At 54.8% G+C, this 24249-nt stretch carries 21 protein-coding genes; 3 read left to right on the forward strand and 18 right to left on the reverse strand.

Annotation, left to right across the window (positions count from 1 at the left end):
• Nucleotides 1–138 precede the first annotated feature (138 nt).
• The 4 genes from elaB to KGP17_RS18245 form a co-directional block, all read right to left on the reverse strand.
• Entirely contained in the window at nt 139–450 is a 312-nt protein-coding gene (gene elaB / locus KGP17_RS18230; RefSeq protein WP_166732998.1) for a stress response protein ElaB, read from the reverse strand.
• A gap of 143 nt (nt 451–593) precedes the next feature.
• A complete protein-coding gene (locus KGP17_RS18235; protein WP_021805982.1) occupies nt 594–1088 on the reverse strand; it encodes a DUF1097 domain-containing protein in 495 nt (164 codons plus the stop codon).
• A gap of 225 nt (nt 1089–1313) precedes the next feature.
• On the reverse strand, nt 1314–2555 hold the full coding sequence (locus KGP17_RS18240; RefSeq protein ID WP_223498119.1) for an MFS transporter: 1242 nt from the start codon (nt 2553–2555) through the stop codon (nt 1314–1316).
• Nucleotides 2556–2694: 139 nt separating this feature from the next.
• Nucleotides 2695–3558 (reverse strand): DMT family transporter, encoded by an 864-nt coding sequence (locus tag KGP17_RS18245; protein WP_209522592.1) that lies wholly within the window; start codon nt 3556–3558, stop codon nt 2695–2697.
• 247 nt (nt 3559–3805) lie between these two features.
• Here KGP17_RS18245 and KGP17_RS18250 point away from each other — a divergent pair, with 247 nt between their 5' ends.
• Complete coding sequence (locus tag KGP17_RS18250; protein ID WP_209522594.1) at nt 3806–4678, forward strand: LysR family transcriptional regulator; 873 nt, start codon at nt 3806–3808, stop codon at nt 4676–4678.
• 57 nt (nt 4679–4735) lie between these two features.
• Here KGP17_RS18250 and nuoN read toward each other — a convergent pair whose 3' ends face one another.
• From nuoN to lrhA, 14 genes are all read right to left on the reverse strand, one after another.
• Complete coding sequence (nuoN, locus tag KGP17_RS18255) at nt 4736–6193, reverse strand: NADH-quinone oxidoreductase subunit NuoN (RefSeq protein WP_021805986.1); 1458 nt, start codon at nt 6191–6193, stop codon at nt 4736–4738.
• 6 nt (nt 6194–6199) lie between these two features.
• Nucleotides 6200–7729, reverse strand: a complete 1530-nt coding sequence (nuoM, locus tag KGP17_RS18260) for an NADH-quinone oxidoreductase subunit M (RefSeq protein ID WP_021805987.1) — start codon at nt 7727–7729, stop codon at nt 6200–6202.
• A gap of 98 nt (nt 7730–7827) precedes the next feature.
• On the reverse strand, nt 7828–9675 hold the full coding sequence (gene nuoL / locus KGP17_RS18265; protein ID WP_021805988.1) for an NADH-quinone oxidoreductase subunit L: 1848 nt from the start codon (nt 9673–9675) through the stop codon (nt 7828–7830).
• Complete coding sequence (gene nuoK, locus KGP17_RS18270) at nt 9672–9974, reverse strand: NADH-quinone oxidoreductase subunit NuoK (RefSeq protein WP_021178516.1); 303 nt, start codon at nt 9972–9974, stop codon at nt 9672–9674. The genes nuoL and nuoK overlap by 4 nt, the downstream gene beginning before the upstream one ends.
• Complete coding sequence (gene nuoJ, locus KGP17_RS18275; protein WP_021805989.1) at nt 9971–10531, reverse strand: NADH-quinone oxidoreductase subunit J; 561 nt, start codon at nt 10529–10531, stop codon at nt 9971–9973. Before nuoJ ends, nuoK begins: the two co-directional genes overlap by 4 nt.
• Before the next feature lie 13 nt (nt 10532–10544).
• Nucleotides 10545–11087: an NADH-quinone oxidoreductase subunit NuoI gene (nuoI, locus tag KGP17_RS18280; protein WP_021178518.1), complete on the reverse strand. Its 543-nt coding sequence runs from the start codon at nt 11085–11087 to the stop codon at nt 10545–10547.
• 14 nt (nt 11088–11101) lie between these two features.
• A complete protein-coding gene (gene nuoH, locus KGP17_RS18285; protein WP_021805990.1) occupies nt 11102–12079 on the reverse strand; it encodes an NADH-quinone oxidoreductase subunit NuoH in 978 nt (325 codons plus the stop codon).
• Nucleotides 12076–14811 carry an NADH-quinone oxidoreductase subunit NuoG gene (gene nuoG, locus KGP17_RS18290; protein WP_094981983.1) on the reverse strand — a complete coding sequence of 912 codons (2736 nt, stop codon included), beginning with the start codon at nt 14809–14811 and terminating at the stop codon, nt 12076–12078. Before nuoG ends, nuoH begins: the two co-directional genes overlap by 4 nt.
• Before the next feature lie 99 nt (nt 14812–14910).
• Complete coding sequence (gene nuoF, locus KGP17_RS18295) at nt 14911–16263, reverse strand: NADH-quinone oxidoreductase subunit NuoF (RefSeq protein ID WP_021805992.1); 1353 nt, start codon at nt 16261–16263, stop codon at nt 14911–14913.
• Nucleotides 16260–16811 carry an NADH-quinone oxidoreductase subunit NuoE gene (gene nuoE, locus KGP17_RS18300; RefSeq protein WP_021178523.1) on the reverse strand — a complete coding sequence of 184 codons (552 nt, stop codon included), beginning with the start codon at nt 16809–16811 and terminating at the stop codon, nt 16260–16262. The genes nuoF and nuoE overlap by 4 nt, the downstream gene beginning before the upstream one ends.
• A gap of 2 nt (nt 16812–16813) precedes the next feature.
• A complete protein-coding gene (gene nuoC, locus KGP17_RS18305; RefSeq protein ID WP_037375523.1) occupies nt 16814–18610 on the reverse strand; it encodes an NADH-quinone oxidoreductase subunit C/D in 1797 nt (598 codons plus the stop codon).
• Nucleotides 18611–18706: 96 nt separating this feature from the next.
• Nucleotides 18707–19381 carry an NADH-quinone oxidoreductase subunit B family protein gene (locus KGP17_RS18310; RefSeq protein WP_021178525.1) on the reverse strand — a complete coding sequence of 225 codons (675 nt, stop codon included), beginning with the start codon at nt 19379–19381 and terminating at the stop codon, nt 18707–18709.
• A gap of 15 nt (nt 19382–19396) precedes the next feature.
• Nucleotides 19397–19837 carry an NADH-quinone oxidoreductase subunit A gene (locus KGP17_RS18315; protein ID WP_021178526.1) on the reverse strand — a complete coding sequence of 147 codons (441 nt, stop codon included), beginning with the start codon at nt 19835–19837 and terminating at the stop codon, nt 19397–19399.
• A 702-nt stretch (nt 19838–20539) separates the two neighbouring features.
• Nucleotides 20540–21478, reverse strand: a complete 939-nt coding sequence (gene lrhA / locus KGP17_RS18320) for a transcriptional regulator LrhA (protein WP_037375525.1) — start codon at nt 21476–21478, stop codon at nt 20540–20542.
• A gap of 837 nt (nt 21479–22315) precedes the next feature.
• Here lrhA and KGP17_RS18325 point away from each other — a divergent pair.
• Complete coding sequence (locus KGP17_RS18325) at nt 22316–23530, forward strand: pyridoxal phosphate-dependent aminotransferase (RefSeq protein ID WP_021805995.1); 1215 nt, start codon at nt 22316–22318, stop codon at nt 23528–23530.
• Between the two features lie 97 nt (nt 23531–23627).
• The gene (yfbR, locus tag KGP17_RS18330) at nt 23628–24227 is read left to right on the forward strand and encodes a 5'-deoxynucleotidase (protein ID WP_021805996.1); all 600 of its coding nucleotides are present in this window, start codon (nt 23628–23630) and stop codon (nt 24225–24227) included.
• Nucleotides 24228–24249 lie beyond the last annotated feature (22 nt).

Raw genomic sequence — 24249 nt, forward strand, 5'->3', positions numbered from 1 at the left:
GGGAGTCATTGCAGGTTAGCCGACCATTGAGCGCATGGATGCGCGATTGCGAGCCCCCAGGGACGGGTTTACGGCGTGTCGGCGTTCTGCATGACTCCTTCCTGTGACACTATTCGGCAGCTATCGCGCTCATTGGTGTTACTTGCGGGCCAGCAATAGCCCAAGCACCAAACCTACCGTGGCACCAATGCCAACGCTATGCCAAGGCTTGTCACGGACATAGTCATCGGCACGACATGCCACCTCTTTCGCCCGCACGTAATAACATTCGGAGCTATTTGCCAGACGCGACTTGATGTCTTTTAGCGCCCGTTCGGCATGGGCTTTGATATCCGTATAAGCCTGATCGGCTCGATCGCCAGAGTAATCCAACACGTCTTGCAGTGTGTCACTCAGCATTCTCAGATCGTCGTCCAGCGTCGTTTGGTTCTCGTTTCGATTTATCGCCATCTTTAAGCTCTCCGTTATTAACAAATTCAACGTTGCTTAACCATCAATAATCATTGGTCGTAGTCCCATGGTAGGACACGACCTGGATACACGCCATCGGAATGTTGATTAAAAAAGAGGCGAGGCAAGATATTGACGCCCTTTCAGGCGTCGGTGGAGGCTTGTTCGGCCAGCGCTACAGAGGGCGATTTACGGCGTGCGGCCAGCCACAAGCCACTGTTTTTCATGGCGTAGCCAAACAATAGCCCGACCAGCAGTGAGGCGGTGATCAATGGCCAGTTGCCATCACCGGCGAAGGTGGCGCAGGCACCGATAAAAGTCCCGGGAACAAAACCTAACCATTGTTGTTTGGCCTGAATGCACATCAGGAAGGCGACGATGCCAGTCAGCAGGTAGCCCAGAATGCTCCAGGCAGGTTCCAACGCGCTGCCGTGAATGATGACCATCGCCCAGAACACGCCGCTCAAGCAGGTCAGCGTGCTGATCGCCAAGCCCTTGAGGCCACCTTGCGGGCAGGCAAAATAGGCCGTGCAGCCAAGAAAGCCCGCCCAACTGATTAGCCCAAGGCTGATGGCAACCCAGCCCCATACGCCGGAGAGAATACCGGTAGTTACCGCAATGGCAAAAATGACGTTCATAATCCTGATCCGCTAAAAATAATCCACACAGTTTACGCGAAATCAGTCAATGCGATGTGATAAAAATCACATCAATAGTGCAAATTGATGCATTGTAATCATTAAAATGAGATATTAATCACAAAAATAGGGCGTTTTTTCATCATCCTACGCGAAAAAACCGCTAGCCACATGATTGAATAAAGGCGGTGATCACAAGAGCGACCACCAGCCAAATAGCCAGGTTCAGCGCGGGAAGCCCACTCGCGTAACCCATAACCCCAACACCACGCAGACGATGACAGTCACCAGGAATAATAGGTTTACCGCCAGATGCAGACTGGCATGGTCGATGATACTGCCAAGTAGAATGGGCACCCAGTTGGCAACATAAGCAATCACATAGAACAGCGAGATCAGGCGTGCATGGCTGGCTTGGGGTGAAATCAGGTTAACCAGCGTCGCACTGCCGACAAAGATGGCTCCGTAAGCATAACCGGCAATGACCATCCCCGCAGCGGCCAGCCCCAGTGAATGGATCTGAATGGCTTCGGCAAAGACCACCACCGCTAACGCCTGTGCCAGGCAGCCAAACATCAGCGAATGGCGTGCATTGATTTGACGACTCAGGATCTGGCTGGCCCCGGCAATCAGCAGGTAGACCGCAATCACATAGCCGAAACTGCTGCGGTTTTGCATACCCAGCAGCGTTTCCGCCACGTTGGGGCCGATCGCCAGGATGCTGGCAGCCAGCGCCCAACAGACAAACAGCGCGCCGGCACACACGAAAAACCGGCTCCCGGTCGCGCGCAGGCCCGCAGCCAAGGTATTTTCCCCTGCCCCAGTATCCTCAACCAAACGGACGCCAGCTTTGACCACCACGCGCGCAGGCCAGCTCAGCATAATCCCCAAAGCGGCAATCGTTGCCACCGCCATGATGATCACAAACGGCAGCGAGGTGGTATGAAAACCGGTCTGCAACGCTATACCACTAAAAATCGGCCCCAATGCCAACCCGGCAGTAAAGGACAAGGTAGCAATTAGCGCCGCCTGCTTGCCACCGTCCGCAGGACCAAAACGAACCAACGCAATATTTGCCGCTCCGGTCAACGCCCCCGTGCCTACACCGGCCAGCAAGCGAGCCATCAACATCAGGGAAAATGAATCAGCCAGGGCAAAAAGCAATGCTCCCAACAACACCACCAGCAGCGCCGGGACGATCATGCTGCGTAAATCTTTTACCTTGCCAGCCAGGTTGCCCACGGCGAACAGGGAAATCAGTACGCCAGCGGCATAAGCCCCATAGATCAGGGTCAGGCTGACCGAGGTCAGTGCCAGTTGCTGTTGGTACAAGGGATAAAGCGGCGTTGGTGCACTGCTGTTGAGCAGTGCCGACATCAATGCCAGCGCTAGAAACAGTACAATGGCTCCAGGCGAGGAGGCCGTGTTGGCTCGCGCGGTTTTATCAACGGCTACACCGTCGGACATGATTTTCTCCCTAAATACGCAGGCAAATCACCTCACCCGCAAAATATCAGGCGCTCATCATAGCGTTCAGAGCAGACCGCCAAAACCACCAACAATGCAGCACTATGATGCATTGTTGCAGGTGGCCAGAGCGGTAAAATCACACCGAAGCCGTGGCTATCTTTTTAGCGGGTGCACGGCGCAAAATGGCCAACGCTCCGGAAAGGATGATCAGCACCATCCCCGCCGCGGCGATAAACGACAGGGTCTGGGCAAAAATCAGGTAGCCGAGCAGCGTGGAGAAAATGATCGTGCTGTAGGAAAGAATGCCGACGGTGACCGCATTGCCACCGCCATAGGCGCGGGTCATGGTGATCTGCCCCAGGCTGCCGAATACGCCGATAGCGCAGACATACAGCAGGCTGGTGGCATCCAACGCCGCGAATCCGACAATCGAACTCATCACCACGCCGAACAAGGTACCAACCAGAGAGAAGTAGAACACCACACGCAGTTCAGGCTCCCCGGTACGCACCAGTTTGCCGACGTTGAAATAGGCCAGTGCCGTCAGCAATCCTGACAGCAAGCCAATCAAGGTGGCGGTATATTCCCCGTTCGGTACATCTGGACGCAACAAGATCAGGATGCCCACAAAGCCCAGCAGCACCGAGAACAGCAACCTGCCGGTCAGTTGGCCTCTTGCCGTGACGAAGGTGATCACCGATTGGAAAATCGGATTGGTATAGCCCAGCGTGGTTGCGGTAGCGATAGGCAGATGGATCAGCGCATAGAAGCCGCAATACATGGCCGCATTGCCAATCGCGGCGCGCTTCATGTGCAAGCCAAGATGGCGGGTACGAAAACCGATATTTTTGATTTTTATCAGCGCCGCCACGATGGCCACGTTGATCAATGAACGGTAAAAAATAATATCGAAGAAACCGACCTTGGCCGAAGCCAGTTTGATGCAGGCCCCCATCAGCGCGAAGAACACGCTGGCAGCGACCATCCATAAAGCAACCATGATTTCCCCAGAATGCAGCCCTGCCGGGCTGCAGATAATCTCTTACGCGGCGGTTTTCACCGTCGGAAATGTGTTAGCGGCACCGCCCAAGAATACCAGCATTCTTGCGCAAAATGGATTGCCTGCTACAAATAAGCTTGCTCCATAACGTCCCGCAGATGCATTTACTTATCGCTTACCAGATAATAACTCTCTCTGCCGCCGCTGGCGGCCAAAATAGATCGGATGCCACCAAGGACACTGCACAATGAATTGGGATGATGCACGCTTCTTTCTGGCGGTGGCACGCTGCGGTACGTTACGCAAGGCTGCCCATGAACTTCACGTCGATCAAGCTACCGTGGGGCGGCGGATCAGCGCTTTCGAACAGGCGTTGGGTTCAAAACTGTTTATCCGCACGCCAAAATCCTTCTCGCTCAGCCCGCTGGGTGAAGCCATGCTGGCAGAAGTGCTGGCAATGGAAAATGCGGTTCAGGCTATCGCTCGTAAAGCCAGCAGCGGCGATCAAAGCCTGACGGGTGAAGTACGCATCGCTACCACCGATACCTTGGCCGAGGCCTTTGTGATACCGGCACTGAAACGGCTGCGCGAGAAATACCCGCATATCACCATCACGCTACTGACGGCGCTCAATATCTCCGACATCTCCTATCGCGGGGCCGATCTGGCTATTCGTGGTGCTCGCCCTGAATCTGATGAGCTGGTCATCAAACGTCTGGCAACTATTGAGATGGGGTTATATGCCACGCAGGGCTACCTGGATCAACACGGAACGCCGAGTAAAGGCGACCATCTGCGCGGCCACGATTTGCTGATGTTCCCGCGCGAGCTAGTACCACGCCACTGGGACAACTTCGGTGGAGAGCTGTTGAACGAGCCAAACGTAGTGCTGCAATGCAACTCACAGCTGTTACTGCGTTCGGCAACGCGCAACGGGTTGGGCATCGGCCTGCTTTCTTGCTTCCTGGCCGATAGCGATCCCGATCTGGTGCGTATCCTCCCAGAGAATCAGGACTGGGTCGATATCTGGCTGGTGTTACATCCGGATCTGCAACACACGGCAAGAATACGCGCGGTGGTGCAAGAGCTGGAAATCTCGTTTAACGGCGGCGTACTCTAGTCCACAAAAAAACAAGGGCCGCCATTTGGCGACCCTTGTTGTCTAGCTCGAGATCAATCAGAACATCGGCTGTGCCATCTGCACCAGCGTAATCAGCGGCTGCGGGTAGATACCCAGCAACAGCACCAACGCGGCAGAGATCAGCACCACCACACCACCGGCGGTCAACGCCCAGTTGTTTGGCGTATCGCGAACCAGCGTTTCCGGCGCGCTGAGGAACAGGCTGACGGTCACACGCAGGTAGTAGTACAAACCGATCGCACTACCCAGCACCACGGCACCGGTCAACCACCACAGGTGAGCACTAACGCCCATCGCAATCACGAAGAACTTACCGATAAAGCCCAGCGTCATCGGGATACCGGCCAGGGAAAGCATCATCACTGTCATAACCGCTGACAGGATTGGCTTGTGCCAGAACAGGCCGCGATAGGAGAACAGCGAGTCCGCGTCCGGGCCACGGTACGGGCTGGACATCAGGCTAACCACACCGAAGGCACCCAGGCTGCTGAACAGGTAACCGGCCAGATACACCCCGGCGGTTTCCAGCGACAGCTGGTGGGTTTGCACCGCAACCAGCGCTACCAGCAGATAACCCAGGTGAGCGATCGAGGAGTAACCCAGCAGTCGCTTGATGTTGGTCTGGCTGATCGCCATCAGGTTACCGAACAGGATCGAGCAGACGGCGATGATCGACAACACCATCCGCAGCGCTTCGTTGTCGGCAGCCGGTGCGTACAGGAACAGACGCATCACGACGGCGAAGATCGCAATCTTGCTGGCGGTAGCCAGGAAGGTTGAGACCGGCGCTGGCGCCCCTTGATACACATCCGGCGTCCACAGCTGGAAAGGTACCAGGGAGAGTTTGAAGCCCAGACCGACGATCATCATGCCCATGCCTGCCAGGATCAGCGGCTGATGCATCATGTTCTCCTGCATGCTTTTGCCCAGGCCTGCCAGTGACAGGTCACCGGATTCGGCATACAGCAGTGCCATACCGAACAGCAGGAAGCTGGAGGCCGCCGCAGACAGCACCATGTACTTGATGGCCGCTTCCAGCGAACGCTTCTGGCGATAGGCATACCCTATCAGACCAAACAGCGGCAGCGAGATCAGCTCAATCCCCAGGAACAGTGAAGCCAGGTGGTTGGCGCTCGCCAGCAGAATGCCACCCATGGTAGCAATCAGCACCAGCAGGTAGAACTCTTCGCGGTTATCCGGGTAACCCACCAGCCATGGATAGGCAAAGGTGCAGGTTGCCAGACTCGCCAGCACCACCAGCCCGGTGTAGAACATCGAGTAACCGTCAACCCGCACCAGCGGGGTGACGTCCATTGGGCCTACCTGGCCAACAAAGTAGAGTGAAAGCAGCGCCAGGTTAAGACCGATCACTGTCAGGGTGGCGTTGATAAAGTGGTCGCGTCGCCACGCAATGCACAGCATCACAACCACCACCGTCAATCCGACGATCAACAGCGGTAACAGTGCGATCAGTTGTTGAGGAGTTATTGTCATGGCGAATTACGGCCTTGTTGTTGAAATTGCTGAAACTGACGGACCAAACCAGTGTTGCACGTTGCTCATCGCCGCACTTGAGGTATCGAGGATTGGCTGAGGATAGACACCCAGCAGCACCAGCAGTACCACCAACAGCAGAATGATAAACAGTTCACGTGCGGTCATGCCCGGCAACGGTTGATCAGATTTCGGGGTGCCGTAGTAGGCACGCTGCATCATGATCAACGAGTAAACCGAAGCAAACACCAGACCGAAGGTAGAAATCACGGTGATCACTGGTACAACCTGGAAGCTGCCGAACAGGATCATGAATTCACCGACGAAGTTACCGGTACCCGGCATCCCCAGAGTTGCCACCGCGAAGAACAGTGACAGCGCAGGAAGGTACTTGATACGTCCCCACAGGCCGCCCATCTGACGCATATCGCGAGTGTGCAGACGTTCGTACAGCTGGCCACAGATGATGAACATACCAGCGGCAGACAAACCGTGGGCGATCATCTGGATAACCGCACCCTGGTAAGCCAGCTGGCTACCGGTGTAGATGGCGATCAGTACGAAGCCCATATGGGAAACGGAGGTGTAGGCAATCAGACGTTTGATATCGGTCTGTGCGAACGCCATCCAGGCACCGTAGAAGATACCAATCACACCCAGCCACATGGCGATTGGGGCAAACTCGGCGGACGCGTTCGGGAACAGCGGCAGGCTGAAACGCAGCAGGCCGTAGGCCGCCGTCTTCAGCAAGATCCCCGCCAGGTCGACAGAACCCGCCGTTGGTGCCTGGCTATGCGCATCCGGCAACCAGCCGTGCAATGGCACCACCGGCATTTTCACCGCGAACGCGATGAAGAAGCCCAGCATCAACAGGTATTCAACGTTGTGCGACATTGGGGTTTTCAGCAGATCTTCGTAGTTGAAGGTCCACACGCCGGTCGCATTGTAGTGCACGAATACCAGGCCCAGGATCGCAATCAGCATCACCAGACCGCTGGCCTGGGTATAGATGAAGAACTTGGTTGCTGCGGTGATACGGGTTTTACCATCCGATGCTTTATGACCCCACAAGGCGATCAGGAAGTACATCGGCACCAGCATCATTTCCCAGAAGAAGAAGAACAGGAACAGGTCGATGGCCAGGAACACGCCAATCACGCCGCCCAGGATCCACAACAGGTTCAGGTGGAAGAAGCCCTGATACTTCTGGATTTCACGCCAGGAACAGAGGATCGCCAGCACGCCCAGGAAACCGGTCAGCACCACCATCAGCAGTGACAGGCCGTCCAGCGCCAGGTGAATGCTGATGCCAAAGCGTGGGATCCACGGCAACATAAACTCAGACTGCCACTGCGGCATGCCCTGCGGTTTTATCAACGAATAGCCCCCCTGCAACCACAGTTGCAGAGAAAGCGCCAACGTCAGCCCCATTGCGATCAACGCTATCCAGCGCGGCGCCTTAGTACCGAAACGCTCGCACTGCCAGCACAGCAGACCGCCGATAAAGGGGATAAGAATTAGCCAAGGTAATAGCATGGCGTTTTGTGTCCCTTATATGAATAATCTAAAAAACTTGTATCGGGCCCTTGTTCGACAAGGGCCGAACCCAAAATGCGTCTGTTTAAATTATTCAGTTAAACCAAAATCAACAGAGCCAGTACCAGCACTGCACCCACACCCATAGACGCGATATACCAGCGGATCTGACCGTTCTCACTCACCGTCAGGCCACGGTTCCCCCAGCGGGAGAACAGCGCAGGCAGGTTCATCAGTGAGTTCAGCGGATCGCTTTGCAGCAGCTTGGCGATGCCCAGGTATGGCTTGACGAACACTTTGTCATACAGCCAGTCGAAGCCCCAGGCATGGAACCACCAGGTCGAGAAGAAACGACCCGGAGCGCTGTTCGCGATGCTGTTGACCAGGCGACGTTGGCCCAGCCACAGCGCAGCTGCCAGCAGGATCCCGACGATAGCGACCACGCCAGAGGCGATCTCCAATGTCAGAACGCTGCCGTGTGCCAGTTCGGTGGTTTCCGGCAGTACACCCTGCAACGGCGGCACTATCATCGCGCCGACGAAGGTGGACAGCACCATCAGAACCAACAGTGGCAGGTGGTGAGTAATACCTTTGCCCGCATGCGCTTTGATTTTCTCTTCGCCGTGGAACACGATGAAGATCATGCGGAAGGTATACAGTGAGGTCATGAATGCACCAATCAGACCGGCAATCATCAGGTTGACGTGGCCGTTCGCCATGGCGCCCGCCAGGATTTCATCCTTACTGAAGAAGCCAGCGGTGACGATAGGCAGAGCAGACAGCGCCGCGCCCCCCACCAGGAAGCACACATACACCAGCGGAATGCTCTTGCGCAGGCCACCCATCTTGAAGATGTTCTGCTCATGATGACAGGCCAGGATGACTGAACCGGAGGACAGGAACAGCAGCGCCTTGAAGAACGCGTGAGTCATCAGGTGGAAGATAGCCGCATCCCATGCCTGCACGCCCAGCGCCAGGAACATGTAGCCAATCTGGCTCATGGTGGAATAGGCAAGTACACGTTTGATGTCGGTCTGCACCAGCGCGGCAAAGCCCGCCAGCAGCAGCGTAACGCCACCAATGATACCGACCAGATTCAGCACTTCCGGCGTCATCAGGAACAGGCCATGCATACGGGCAATCAGGTAGACACCTGCGGTAACCATGGTTGCCGCGTGGATCAATGCAGATACCGGGGTTGGCCCCGCCATCGCATCTGCCAGCCAGGTTTGCAACGGCAGCTGAGCCGATTTACCTACTGCGCCACCCAGTAACATCAGGGTTGCCCAGGTCAATGCCGTATCGCCAACCGCCAGTTTCTGCGGTGCCAGCACCATCAGCTCACGGATGTTCAGCGTACCCAGCTCGTGGTACAGGATGAACAGCGCAATGGCCAGGAACACGTCGCCCACGCGGGTAACGATGAAGGCTTTCATTGCCGCCGCGCCGTTGGCCGGATCTTTGTAGTAGAAACCGATCAACAGATAGCTGCACAGGCCCACGCCTTCCCAACCCAGGTACATCAGCAGCAGGTTGTCTGCCAGTACCAATACCACCATGCTGGCAATAAACAGGTTGGTGTAAGCGAAGAAGCGGGAGTAGCCCTCTTCCCCACGCATGTACCAGGAAGCATACATGTGGATCAGGAAGCCAACGCCGGTGACTACCGACAGCATGGTCAGGGACAGGCCGTCCAGCACCAGGGTAACGCCGACGTTAAAGTCGCCAACGCTCATCCAGTTCCACAGGCTTTGCTCATACAGCTGCACGCCAGCGGCCTTTTGGCCCAGGAAATCAATCGCCACATACACCGTGACCAGTGCCGCCAGGCCAATCGACCCTACGCCAACGGTCGCCGCGGTGTTTTCAGACCAGCGACCACGGGAAAATGCCAACAGCAGGAACCCGATCAGCGGTAGCAGAATAGTTAAATATAATAGGTTCATCCGCGCATCTCACTGACAGTGTCAATATCCAGGGTATGCCGACGACGGTAGAGCTGTAGCAGCAACGCCAGGCCGATACTGGCCTCGGCTGCCGCCAGGCTGATGGCCAGGATGTACATCACCTGCCCGTCGGTTTGGCCCCAATAGCTACCCGCCACGATAAACGCCAACGCCGCAGCGTTGATCATCACTTCCAGACTGATCAGCATAAACAGCAGGTTACGGCGTAACATCAAGCCAGTCAGCCCCAGGACGAACAGGATCGCCGCCAGGATCAGCCCATGTTGAAGAGGGATCATGCTTGGTCCTCCGATTTTCTTTTCGCCATTTCGCTGCTTGCCGGGGTATTGCTGAACACTTCACCCGGTTTGTGCTCACGACCAATGTGGAAGGCAACGACCAGGCCCGCCAACAGCAGCATTGAAGCCAGCTCAACCGCCAGCACGTAAGGACCAAACAGGCTGATCCCAACCGCTTTAGCATCCACCATTTCACCGGTGATGCCCTGATCGGACACGCTGCGGATCGCCACAATCAGCACCACCAGCAAGATCAGTGACAGCAGACCAGGGCCAATCCAGACGGCAGGCTTCAGCCAGTCGCGCTCTTGCTGCTGCACCGCGTTGCCGAGGTTGAGCATCATGACCACGAACACGAACAGCACCATAATGGCACCGGCGTAGACGATGATTTCCAGAGCACCCGCAAAATAGGCACCCAGTGAGAAAAAGACTGCCGAGATCGCCAGTAAAGAGACGATCAGATACAGCAGCGCATGCACAGGATTGGTATGCGAAATGACGCGAATGGTCGCGATAATCGCAATGAACCCTGCCAGATAAAAGGCAATTTCCATGCTTGCTGGCTCCTTAAGGCAACAGACCTTTGACGTCGATCGGTTTGGCTTCGTTTTCGGCTTCGCCTTTGGCTTTGCCGTCAATCGCCATACCGGCCATCCGGTAGAAGTTATATTCCGGATATTTACCCGGCCCCGAGATCAACAGATCTTCTTTTTCGTACACCAGATCCTGGCGCTTGAACTCACCCATTTCGAAATCCGGCGTCAGCTGGATCGCGGTAGTTGGGCAAGCTTCTTCGCACAGACCGCAGAAAATGCAGCGTGAGAAGTTGATGCGGAAAAATTCCGGATACCAGCGGCCATCCTTCTGCTCTGCTTTTTGCAGGGAGATACAGCCAACCGGGCAGGCAACCGCACACAGGTTACAGGCTACGCAGCGCTCTTCACCGTCCGGATCGCGCGTCAGCACGATGCGGCCACGGTAGCGCGGCGGCAGGTAAACCGGTTCTTCCGGATACATCTGGGTTTCGCGTTTGGCGAAGGCGTGCAGGCCAATCATCCAAAGGCTGCGCACCTGGGTGCCGAAACCAACCACTAACTCTTTCAATGTCATGGTTTATTCACCCCTTATTGAGCGTTGTACAAAATGACCGCGGCGGTTGCCAGCAGGTTCAGCAGCGTCAACGGCAGGCAAATTTTCCAGCCGAAAGACATCACCTGGTCATAACGCGGACGCGGCAACGAAGCACGGATCAGAATGAACATCACCATGAAGAAGGCCGTTTTCAGTGCGAACCAGATGAATGGCGGCAGGAATGGACCCTGCCAACCGCCGAAGAACAACGTCACAATCAGGGCGGACACGGTCACGATACCGATGTATTCCCCCACGAAGAACAGACCGAATTTCATACCGGAATATTCAATGTGGTAACCGTCGGCCAGTTCCTGCTCGGCTTCCGGCTGGTCAAATGGGTGGCGGTGACATACCGCCACACCGGCAATCGCAAAGGTAATGAAACCAAAGAATTGCGGAATGACGTTCCAGATGTGTGCCTGTGATTCAACAATCGCCTGCATGTTGAACGAGTCGGCTTGCGCCACCACGCCCAGCACGGACAGGCCGAGGAACACTTCGTAGCTCAGGGTTTGTGCCGAAGCACGCATCGCCCCTAACAGCGAGTATTTGTTGTTACTGGACCAGCCGGCGAACAGCACGGCATACACCGCCAGGCCAGCCATCATCAGGAAGAACAGAATACCGATGTTGAGATCGGCCACCGACCAGGTCGGGCTGACCGGCACGATGGCAAAGGCCAACAGCAGCGAGGTAAAGGCAATCACCGGGGCCAGCGTAAAGATCATGCGGTCGGCGAAGGTCGGAACCCAGTCTTCTTTGAAGAACATTTTGATCATGTCGGCGACCAGCTGCAGCGAACCGCCCCAGCCGACACGGTTTGGCCCGTAACGGTTCTGGAACAGGCCCAGCAGACGGCGTTCGCCGAAGCTCATAAACGCCCCGCAGGTGACCACGACCAACAGGATCACCACCGCTTTCAACACGGCGATCAGGATGTCGATCACCTCAGGTGTCAACCAGCTCATAGTGCCGCCTCCCGCAGATTTTCAACCTTCGCACCCACCAGTACCGGCGGGATCCCTGGCAAGCCGAGCGGCAAACCAACCTGGCCTTGGCTCAGGGTTTCACTCAGGCGTACCGGCAAACGCAGCGTTTGACCTGCACAGCTGAACTCGACCCAGGCACCGGCATTGACACCAAGCTGTGCGGCATCGGCAACGTTGATCATCACGTAGGCCTGAGGCATACGCTGCTGGATCACTTCGGAGCGCTGTGACATTTCGTCACTGCCAAACAGGTGGTAATACGGCGCAACACGCCAGCCTTCGGCTTTGAACGCCGTAGGGATAGCGGTGAAGTAACCGAGGTTGCCCTCCCCTGCTTCGATCAGGCGGATACCCGGATCGCCATGGCGCAGTTTGCCACCCACTTCGGCCTGGAACTTGTTCCATGCCTGCGGTGAGTTCCAACCTGGTGCCCAGGCAAATGGGATCTGCTGACGGTCAGCCAGCGGGCTGTTGTTCCCTTCCATCGAGAAGGCGAACATGGTGTCTTTATCCTGCGGCTGACGCGGTTCATGCACGCTGATATCGGCACGCATCGCGGTGCGGCCACTGTAGCGGTGCGGTGAACGGGCCAGTTTCTGACCACGGATGCGGAAGGTCGCATCTGGGGCAGCTTCGACAATACCTTGCAACTGCGGCAATGCGCTCACGCAGGCGGCAATCACGTCATCGAGCTGGGTCCAGTCAACCTGGCGGCTGGTGTAGGTGGAATGCAGCGAGTGCATCCAACGCCAGCTTTCCAACATCACGCTGTAGATATTTTTCTTGGCATCATCGTAATAAGCCGGGTCGTAGACCTGGAAGAAGCGCTGTGCGCGGCCTTCCTGGCTGACCAAGGTCCCATCGCTCTCTGCAAAACTGGCCGCAGACAGGATCAGGTTGGCTTTGTCCATGATGGCGGTGCGCTGGTGATCGGCAACGATCAGGTTACTGATCTTGGCCAATGCGGCATCCACTTTGGCCGCAGGGGCGTGACGATAGAGATCGTTTTCCATCACGATGGCGGTATCAGCGGCACCACTTTCCAACTGCACCAGTGCCTCGTCCAGCGAGCCACCACCAATCATCGCCAAGCCCATGCTGTTGGCAGCGGCGGCAACGAAGGTGATGCCGACATTGGCACCGCGACCTTTCAACGCCTTGGCAATGTTGGCCGCAGCTTCAATGATCGCTGTGCTACCCGCATTGCTGCCGGTGATGATCAAGGGTTTCTGCGCACCGGCCAGGGCCTGCACGATCACATCGATTTTCTTGTTCAGATCTTCGGCCAGATCGGTCACCGCCGGCGCGGACTCATCCAGCGCGTGGGCAATGGCGAAGCCTAAACGGGCTTGCTCATCCACCGGCGCACGGTAGTTCCAGGCGGCGATGTCGTCCAGACGGGTGTTATCAACGTTAGTGACGAACAGCGGGTGTTTGGCGTGCTGGCCGATCGTTTGCACCGCCGCGATCTGCCAATCGGCGACGCGATGTGCCGCAGCCATCGCGCGGGCTTTCCCTTTCACCGCCTGACGTACCGACAGCGCGATACGAGCGCCGGTCTGGGTCAAATCTTCACCCAGTACCAACACCGCGTCGTAGCTTTCGATTTCACGCAGGTTAGGCGTATAAACGCCGCTGTTTTTCAACACGTTGAGCATCAGGTCCAGGCGCTGTTGTTCAGCCTGATTGATGCCGGTATAGAAGTTCTCGGCGCCGACCAGTTCACGCAACGCAAAGTTGCTTTCCAGGCTGGCACGCGGTGAACCGATACCGATGGTTTTGTTGGCCTGACGCAGAATATCTGCCGCGCCCTGCATCGCCTGTTCGGCGTTCAGGGTGATCCAGTCGTTGCCACGCAGTTGCTGCGGCTGACGAGGGCGATCTTTCTGGTTCACATAGCCATAACCAAAGCGGCCGCGGTCACACAGGAAATAGTGGTTCACGCTGCCGTTGTAACGGTTTTCGATACGGCGCAGTTCGCCATAGCGCTCACCTGGGCTGGTGTTACAGCCGATGCTGCACTGCTGGCAGATGCTCGGGGCAAACTGCATGTCCCACTTACGGTTGTAACGCTCGGAGTGGGTTTTGTCGGTGAATACGCCGGTTGGGCACACTTCTACCAGGTTACCAGAGAACTCGCTTTCCAGCGTGCCGCTTTCCGGACGACCGAAATAGACGTTGTCGTGCGCGCCGTAGACACCAAAATCGGTGCCATCCGCGTAGTCTTTGTAGTAACGCACACAACGGTAACAGGCGATGCAGCGGTTCATCTCGTGCGAGATAAATGGCCCCAGTTCCTGATTGTTGTGGGTGCGCTTACTGAAGCGATATTTACGGAAGCTGTGGCCGGTCATTACTGTCATATCTTGCAGGTGACAGTTACCGCCCTCTTCACATACCGGACAGTCGTGCGGGTGGTTGGTCATCAACCACTCGACCACGCTTTCACGGAACTGTTTGGCTTCTGCGTCATCGATGGAAATAAAGGTTCCATCGGATGCCGGTGTCATACAGGACATCACCAAACGGCCACGCGTATCGTCCGCGTTTTGGTATTGCTTTACCGCACATTGGCGGCAAGCGCCGACGCTTCCAAGCGCCGGATGCCAGCAAAAGTAAGGAATATCGAGGCCGAGGGAGAGACACGCCTGCAACAGGTTGTCGGCTCCATCTACGTCGTATTCTTTGCCGTCTACATGAATCGTAGCCATAGTCAGCATGCTTCCAAGTGGCCTGCCCATAAGGCAGGCGTTAATCAAAAATTCTGGCCGTGTTTCGGGGCGCGCTCACCGCACCCAGGCAAAGCAGGATTACCAGCGTTGCTTCAACAAGTTGTTTGGCTGAATGCCGCCAACCGCCTGGAGATTGCCCAGGTACTGTGGGGAAATCCCGGCTTCAAACTCTTCACGGAAATATTTAATCGCGCTTTGCAGTGGCTCTACGGCACCTGGCGCATGGGCGCAGAAGGTTTTACCTGGGCCAAGGGAGCGGCACAGCTGCTCGAGGGTTTCGATATCCCCCGGCTGGCCTTCGCCTCTTTCCAAAGCACGCAGGATCTTCACGCTCCACGGCAAGCCGTCACGGCACGGTGTACACCAGCCACAGGACTCACGGGCAAAGAACTCTTCCAGGTTACGCACCAGGGGAACCATGCCGATTTCGTGATCCACCGCCATCGCCAGCGCCGTACCTAAACGGCTGCCCGCTTTACCGATGCTTTCGAAGTCCATTGGCAGATCCAGGTGATCGGCGGTCAGGAAGTCGGTACCCGCCCCGCCCGGCTGCCAGGCTTTAAATTTCAGGCCATCACGCATGCCACCGGCGTAATCTTCCAGAATTTCACGCGCGGTAGTGCCAAACGGCAGCTCCCAGACGCCTGGGTTTTTCACCCGGCCAGAGAAGCCCATCAGTTTGGTACCGGCGTCGTTACTCTTACCGGCGGAGATCCCTTTGTACCAGTCCACACCATGCTCGAGGATGGCAGGCACGTTACACAAGGTCTCTACGTTGTTCACGCAGGTCGGTTTGCCCCATACGCCCACGGAAGCGGGGAATGGCGGCTTGGAGCGCGGGTTGGCACGGCGGCCTTCCAGCGAGTTGATCAGCGCCGTTTCTTCACCGCAGATGTAGCGGCCAGCGCCGGTGTGGACGAACAGCTCGAAGTCAAAGCCGCTGCCCATGATATTTTTGCCCAGCAGGCCTGCTTCGGTAGCTTCCGCAATCGCACGGCGCAGGTGCACTGCAGCCTCGACGTATTCGCCACGCAGGAAGATGTAACCCCGATAGGCTTTCAGCGCAAATGCCGAAATCAGCATGCCTTCCACCAACAGGTGTGGCAGTTGCTCCATCAGCAGACGGTCTTTATAGGTGCCCGGCTCCATTTCATCGGCGTTACACAGCAGGTAACGGATGTTCATGGATTCGTCTTTCGGCATCAGGCTCCACTTCAAACCGGTGGAGAAACCTGCACCACCACGGCCTTTCAGCCCGGCATCTTTCACCAGGGTGACGATGTCGTCGGCGGCCATGCCTTTCAGCGCTTTTTCCGCGCCCTGGTAACCGTTCTTGCTGCGATATTCATCCAGCCAGACCGGCTGTTGGTCATCGCGCAGGCGCCAGGTCAGCGGATGCATTTCGGCAGTACGTTTGATATCAATCATCATTTATACCGCTCCAAAAGTTCGACCGCGTTTTCTGGCGTCAGGTGAGCATGAGTATCTTCATCGATCATCATGTTCGGGCCTTTGTCGCAGTTGCCCAGACAGCAGGTCGGCAGCAGGGTGAAGCGACCGTCGAAGGTAGTCTGGCCCGGCTTGATGTTGAGTTTCTTTTCCAGCGCGGCCTGAATGCCCTGGTAGCCGTTGATGTGACAAACCACGCTGTCACAGTAACGGATCACATGGCGTCCTACTGGCTGGCGGAAAATCTGGCTGTAGAACGTGGCCACGCCTTCTACGTCGCTGGCTGGGATGCCCAGCACTTCAGCGATGGCATAAATCGCCCCATCCGGAACCCAGCCACGCTGCTTCTGCACGATCTTCAGTGCTTCAATGGAGGCGGCGCGTGGATCCTCGTAATGGTGCTTTTCGTGCTCGATCGCATCACGTTCTTCCGCGCTCAGCACAAATGCATCAGCGCCGCTCTGGGGAGCGGCTGCATTGGTGGCCTCAAGCGCATCGTGACTCACGTGAGTGTCTTTAAGATCATGCATAGTTAGCGGTCCACATCTGACATTACAAAATCGATACTACCCAGATAGACGATCAGGTCAGAGACCAGGCTGCCACGGATCACCGCAGGGATTTGCTGCAGGTGAGCATAGCTTGGCGTACGGATCCTGGTGCGATAGCTCATGGTGCTGCCGTCGCTGGTCAGGTAGTAGCTGTTGATCCCTTTCGTGGCTTCAACCATCTGGAATGATTCGTTGGCTGGCATCACCGGGCCCCAGGAAACCTGCAGGAAGTGGGTGATCAGCGTTTCAATATGCTGCAACGTGCGCTCTTTCGGCGGCGGCGTGGTCAGCGGATGATCGGCCTTGAACGGGCCTTCCGGCATATTGTTCAGGCACTGCTCAAGAATGCGCAGGCTCTGGCGCAGCTCTTCCACTTTCAGCATCACGCGGGTATAGCAGTCGCTGTTACCGTCGCCGACCGGCACTTCAAAATCGAAGTTTTCATAGCCGGAGTATGGACGCCATTTACGCACGTCAAACTCAACGCCGGTAGCGCGCAAGCCAGCACCAGTCACACCCCATTCCAACGCTTCTTTGGCGTTGTAAGAAGCCACACCGACAGAACGCCCTTTCAGAACGGAGTTGTGCAGTGCCGCTTTCACATAGGAATCGAGGCGCTTCGGCATCCAGTCCAGGAAGTCACGCAGCAGGCGATCCCAGCCACGCGGTAGGTCGTGCGCCACGCCACCAATGCGGAACCAGGCCGGGTGCATACGGAAGCCGGTAATCGCTTCAACGACATCATAAACTTTCTGACGGTCGGTAAAGGCAAAGAACACCGGGGTCATGGCGCCCACGTCCTGGATAAAGGTACTGATGTACAGCAGGTGGCTGTTGATGCGGAACAGCTCAGACAGCATGACGCGGATGGTGTTGACACGATCCGGCACCACGATCCCGGCCAGTTTTTCCACCGCCAGTACGTAAGGCATTTCGTTTACGCAGCCGCCGAGGTATTCAATACGGTCGGTATACGGGATAAAACTGTGCCAAGACTGGCGCTCGCCCATCTTCTCTGCGCCACGGTGGTGGTAACCCACGTCCGGCACACAGTCAACGATGTCTTCACCGTCCAACTGCAGAATGATACGGAATGCACCGTGTGAAGAAGGGTGGTTCGGGCCGAGGTTAAGGAACATGAAGTCCTCATTCTCGGTGCCGCGCTTCATGCCCCACTCTTCCGGCTTGAACTTCAGCGACTCCATCTCCAGATCTTCTTTTTGTTTGGTCAACACAAAAGGATCGAATTCGGTGGCGCGCGCCGGGTAGTCTTTACGCAGTGGATGACCTTCCCAACTCTGCGGCATCATGATGCGCGTCAGGTGCGGGTGGCCGTCGAAGGTAATACCGAACATTTCCCAGGTTTCGCGCTCATACCAGTTGGCATTCGGGAAAATCTTGGTTGCTGTGGGCACGTGCAGGTCTTTTTCAGACAGTGCCACTTTCAGCATGATGTCACGGTTACGTTCGACAGAAATCAGATGGTAGAAAACAGAGAAGTCCGCGGCAGGCAAGCCTTCACGGTGGGTACGAAGACGCTCGTCCATGCCATGCAGGTCGAACAGCATGACGTACGGCTTCGGTTGTTTTCTCAAAAACGTCATAACTTCCAGCAACTGCTCAACTTTGACCCATACCACGGGCATTCCGGTACGGGTGGGCTGAACAGTAAAGGCTTCCGGCCCAAAACGGTTGCGCAGTTCGCCGATCACCGGATCATCGAGATGATCGCGGGTATGCCAAGCAGGCAGAGCTTCGTGCGTCGTTAAATCTGTCATAATTTTTTTCACCACACTAAAGGGTTATTTCGCCGCAAGTTCAACTTTTCGCTGTGTTAACCAATAGCGCACTAAGATGGACGTTAAATGAACGTCTTAAATCTCGTCAGGCGACCGAAGGTTGGTTACCGCAATACGCTCGGCGTGCTTACGTTCTTTTTCTGATGGCATATTGGCGCGGTACACGCCCTGATCGCCAACGACCCACGACAGCGGGCGACGTTCTTTACCAATGGATTCCTGCAGCAGCAGCAGTGCCTGCATGTAAGCTTCCGGGCGCGGTGGGCAGCCAGGAATATACACGTCGACCGGCAGGAATTTATCCACGCCCTGGACTACTGAGTAGATATCGTACATGCCGCCTGAGTTGGCGCAGGAGCCCATCGAGATCACCCATTTAGGCTCCAGCATTTGCTCGTACAAACGCTGAATGACCGGGGCCATCTTGGTAAAGCAGGTGCCGGCAACGACCATAAAGTCGGCCTGGCGTGGGGAGGCACGCAATACTTCCGCACCAAAACGCGCCACGTCGTGAACGGCGGTAAACGAGGTCACCATTTCCACATAACAGCACGAAAGGCCGAAGTTATACGGCCAAAGAGAGTTTTTACGCCCCCAGTTCACCATGTCATGCAAAGCATGTTCGAGTTTACCCATGTAAACCGTACGGTGAACCTGCTGCTCAAGGGGATCGCCTACGATCTCCTGTTTTTGCAGGGGATAACGGTCGTTCTCACCGTTCGGGTCTATGCGGGTGAGCGTATAGTCCATCTTAATGCCTCGCTGTTACTGCGGATGACTGTTGCTAGCGTTCTTGATGATAGTTGGCTTACTCAAACGCTTGGAGCGCGTTGGAGTCCAATCCAATGCGCCGATACGCACCAGATAAACCAAACCAGCCAATAACACCAAAATGAAAATGGCGGCTTCGATAAAGCCTACCCAACCGCTCTCACGAATCGAGACCGACCAGGCGTACAGATATAAGGCTTCAACATCGAAAATGACGAAGAACATGGCCACCAGGTAGAACTTGGCGGACAGACGCAAACGCGCCGTACCGACCGAGTCGACCCCGGATTCATAAGGGGTGTTTTTGGCGCGAGCCTGGGCTCTCCCACCCAAGAAGAACGCACCCAGCAGCATGAAGCCGCAGAGCCCGATAGCCATGATAAGAAATACGGCGAACGCCCAGTGATGAGCGATGACTTCAATGGTTGTTGACATACTCTATGCTTACTCATCAAAAGTGGCGTCGATCGTTCTGCTCTTGTAACTGGCAGTTAGTGCACCACATCGATTTAAGGGAAGGATAAATAACCACACAAACAAGCTGCTTTTACAGAGAGTTAGGCAGTGTTTTACTGTGGGCTTTTTACTCCTTTCTATAACCTTCTGTCAACTTTGACAAAAGTATCTACACACTAATTTACATACGAAGCATTTAATTAACATATGATGCGCTTGGCTTAGGCTAAATCGTGTCAGTTGATTGCTCAACGGAAACAGATAGATATAACCCCACAGGCACATTTCACTTTTACTATACCATTCTCTCAGGAATTCCCTGTTGTTCCACTCACTACCTAGGGGTATTTTTTTGATCCAGGACACGTTTCGGGCAGAAATCCTCAAAAAAAGTGTGGCGGTTTAACAATTTTTGTCAATTTCAGGTAAAAAAACGTCAGCGTAAAATAGCAAAATAACCCCATCAACTCCAGGTATTTACTCATTGTTATCACTGCATAAAAAACGAGCAATGTGAAAAAATGCGGGTTTCACCTGCTAGAAACCATGAATAAATACCCATTTGGCATCGCATTTACCTTCAACACGCCAAAATTCTTGATTTCATTTTTTTGAGCTAAAAAAAACCTCCGCCGTGGCAGAGGTTTGTAACTTTTACTATGGCTAGCTTAGGGTAAAACGCTACTCTTCGCTATCCGCCACGCTGGAACCTTCATCGATCACCGAAGATTCGCCGCCGCCGAAGTGGTAAATCTCACTGCCGTTTTGCACGGCACTGAAGATCGCCATGGCCAGTTCATTTTCGCACTTCATGTCTTTGCATAGCGCATACTGCGTATCAGGAAGATGCGGTAAACCTTCCGCCGCGCCCAGAACTCGCAGATCTGGGCTCATCATTTCGATTGGCCGCACGGTGATCCCCAAACCTGCCCGGCACGCCGCGCGCACCGCAGAAAGCGTAGAGGCCACGTAGGCAATACGCCAAGGAATATCGGCAGCTTCGAGGTGCTTGATCGCCATCGCTCGGAACGGGCTTGGCTCATCCATCACCACCAGAGGGATCGGTTCCCCCGCCTGGTAATGGTAATCCGCCGAGCAGTACCACAACGTTGGAGATGTACGCAGAATGATGTGCGGATGCCCTTCGGTATCCACGGTGGTGATGGCCAGATCCACTTCACCATTCTTCAGCATGTCGATCATGAACGGACTACGCTTCACCCGCACATCAATCGCCAGCTTGGGATAGACCGACGTCACGCGGTTTAGCAAGAAAGGCAAAATGGTATCGGCGGTATCATCAGAAGCACCGATAGTCAGAACGCCGTTGATATTGTTGTACATCAAGGAGGCACAAGCTTCGTCGTTGAAGCGCAGGATTTTCCTGGCGTAGCCGAGAAGCTGGATACCATGTTCGGTTAACAATTTATTGCGCCCATGACGGGCGAACAACTCTTTGCCAACCAATTGCTCTAACCGCTGCATTTGTTGACTGACTGCGGACTGAGTACGACACACGGCAACGGCAGCAGCCGCAAACGTATTCAAATCAGCAACAGCAACAAAAGTTCTTAGCAGATCGAGGTCGAGATTAAGTATCGGACGATTTGCACTTGTCATAGTGTTTTCTTCACTTTTTAAATTCTAATTTACAAACTACCCTGGTGTATTTCTAAGACGCAGCTTAAAAGGGCATGCGCCACTTATGACAGTACCCCACTCATTAGAAGAGGGCAAAAAAATTACTTATATTTCGTTATCTGCATCGCTTTTTATCCGTGATCTATCGCAACGGCTTATTGATAGTGGTGAAAGTTACGACGAAAAGTGCTTACCCTTATAAGCATTGATAATCCTATGCGGGCAAAATCCCCCCTTTCCTCCCGGTTACCTCGATCTCTGGCCGCCAGAGACCATGACAGCATTGTTGTTTTCTGTACAAAATATTAACAACCCCCCCGTATATCGAACGACGCATCGATTAGGGAATTTAATAAATTCAAGCAGTAAGTCTTTTGATTATTAAAAGACCCTGACTATTACTTAAATAAAATTTAAGTTAATTACTGAAGTGGACCTAATGTAATTCTACTTCAACTCAGTGTGGTATTGTCAGTACAGACAAGAAACCAGATTAATCCCATATTACTATCTTTAAGCGGCTTTGGCGTTTTTCTGGCGCTTGGCATACACATTTATGCGGTTAACTGATAAAAACCCTTTACGTGACAAGCCCTTCCGTCGACATATAAACCTTAAAATAGTGACGCCATCAGATTTAAACACTGAAAAAACGATCAATACAGACGGTTATTGTCTTAAAAAACGATTTTTGCCGATCGTTTTCACCAAAGCAATGCATAACCCTTCAAAAGCCCGGCCTCCAGGAGTACATTGGACGGATTGCGGTGTTCCACGGTAGGAACGGCCCTATCTTAGCAAAAGGCTCAACTTTCTATGTCCCCCATTGAGAAATCCAGCAAACTGGACAACGTCTGTTATGACATTCGTGGCCCGGTACTCAAAGAAGCTAAACGTCTTGAAGAAGAAGGCAATAAAGTCCTCAAGCTGAACATTGGCAACCCTGCCCCGTTCGGCTTTGATGCCCCCGATGAAATTCTGGTCGACGTGATCCGCAATCTGCCAACGGCACAAGGCTACTGCGACTCCAAAGGGCTCTACTCGGCGCGCAAGGCAATCATGCAGCACTATCAGGCACGTAACATGCGTGACGTGACCGTTGAGGATATCTACATCGGCAATGGCGTTTCTGAGCTGATCGTGCAATCCATGCAAGCGCTGCTGAACATCGGTGATGAAATGCTGGTACCTGCGCCAGACTACCCGTTGTGGACCGCCGCCGTGTCGCTTTCCAGCGGCAAGGCCGTGCACTATATGTGCGACGAAGAATCTGGCTGGTTCCCGGATCTGGACGATATTCGCAGCAAAATCACCCCACGCACTCGTGGCATCGTGATCATCAACCCTAATAACCCAACCGGTGCGGTCTACAGCAAAGAACTGCTGGAACAGATCGTCGAGATCGCCCGCCAGCATGACCTGATCATCTTTGCCGACGAAATCTACGACAAGATCCTCTACGACGAGGCAGAGCATCACTCGATCGCCGCATTGGCCCCAGATCTGCTGACCGTCACCTTTAACGGCTTGTCCAAAACCTATCGCGTTGCCGGTTTCCGTCAGGGCTGGATGGTGCTCAACGGGCCGAAGAAACATGCCAAAGGCTATATTGAAGGGTTGGAGATGCTGGCTTCCATGCGTCTGTGCGCTAACGTGCCAATGCAGCATGCGATCCAGACGGCACTGGGGGGTTACCAGAGCATCAGCGAATTTATTCAGCCTGGTGGCCGCCTGTATGAACAACGCGACCGCACCTGGGAACTGCTAAACGAGATCCCTGGCGTTTCCTGCGTGAAACCTCAGGGGGCCCTCTATATGTTCCCACGCATTGACGCCAAGCGCTTTAACATCCGCGACGACCAGAAGCTGGTGCTGGATCTGCTGTTGCAAGAGAAGGTGTTACTGGTACAGGGCAGCGCGTTCAACTGGCCTTACCCAGACCACGTCCGTATCGTTACGCTACCCCGCGTGGATGAATTGGAAATGGCGGTGGGCAAACTGGGCCGCTTCCTGGAAACCTATCACCAGTAATTTTGCCGGGCGCGGTTCGCTGCGCCCTACAATTCCGAGGGATGTACTTAGCTCCATAGCGTATAATGCTCTCACATGCCGTTGTAGAGAGAGCACCATGAGCCAGAGCCACTTCTTTGCCCACCTGTCCCGTTTGAAACTGATTAGCCGCTGGCCGCTGATGCGCAATGTGCGTACCGAAAACGTTTCCGAACACAGCCTGCAGGTCGCCTTTGTCGCCCATGCGCTGGCCGCGATCAAAAACCGCAAGTTTAACGGCAACCTGAATGCCGAACGCGTGGCGTTGTTGGCGATGTATCACGATGCCAGCGAAGTGCTGACCGGCGATATGCCCACTCCCATCAAGTATTACAACCCGCAGATAGCCCACGAATACAAAAAAATCGAGAAGATTGCCCAACAAAAGCTGTTGGAGATGCTGCCGGAAGAGTTACAAAACGATTTCCGCTCGATCCTGGATGAGCACCATCACAGCGAGGATGAAAAGCTGATCGTGAAGCAGGCCGATGCGCTATGCGCTTACCTGAAGTGTCTGGAGGAGTTGTCTGCGGGGAATAATGAGTTCAAGCAGGCCAAGGCTCGTCTGGAGAAAACGCTGCAAATGCGCCACAGCCCGGAAATGGAGTATTTCATGACGGTGTTCATCCCAAGCTTCAGCCTTTCGCTGGATGAAATCAGCAGCGATTCACCACTGTGAGTCTAAAGCCAGGTGCTTTGCA

The sequence above is a fragment of the Serratia sp. JSRIV001 genome, assembly GCF_019968745.1.
GTDB classification, from domain to species: domain Bacteria; phylum Pseudomonadota; class Gammaproteobacteria; order Enterobacterales; family Enterobacteriaceae; genus Chania; species Chania fonticola_B.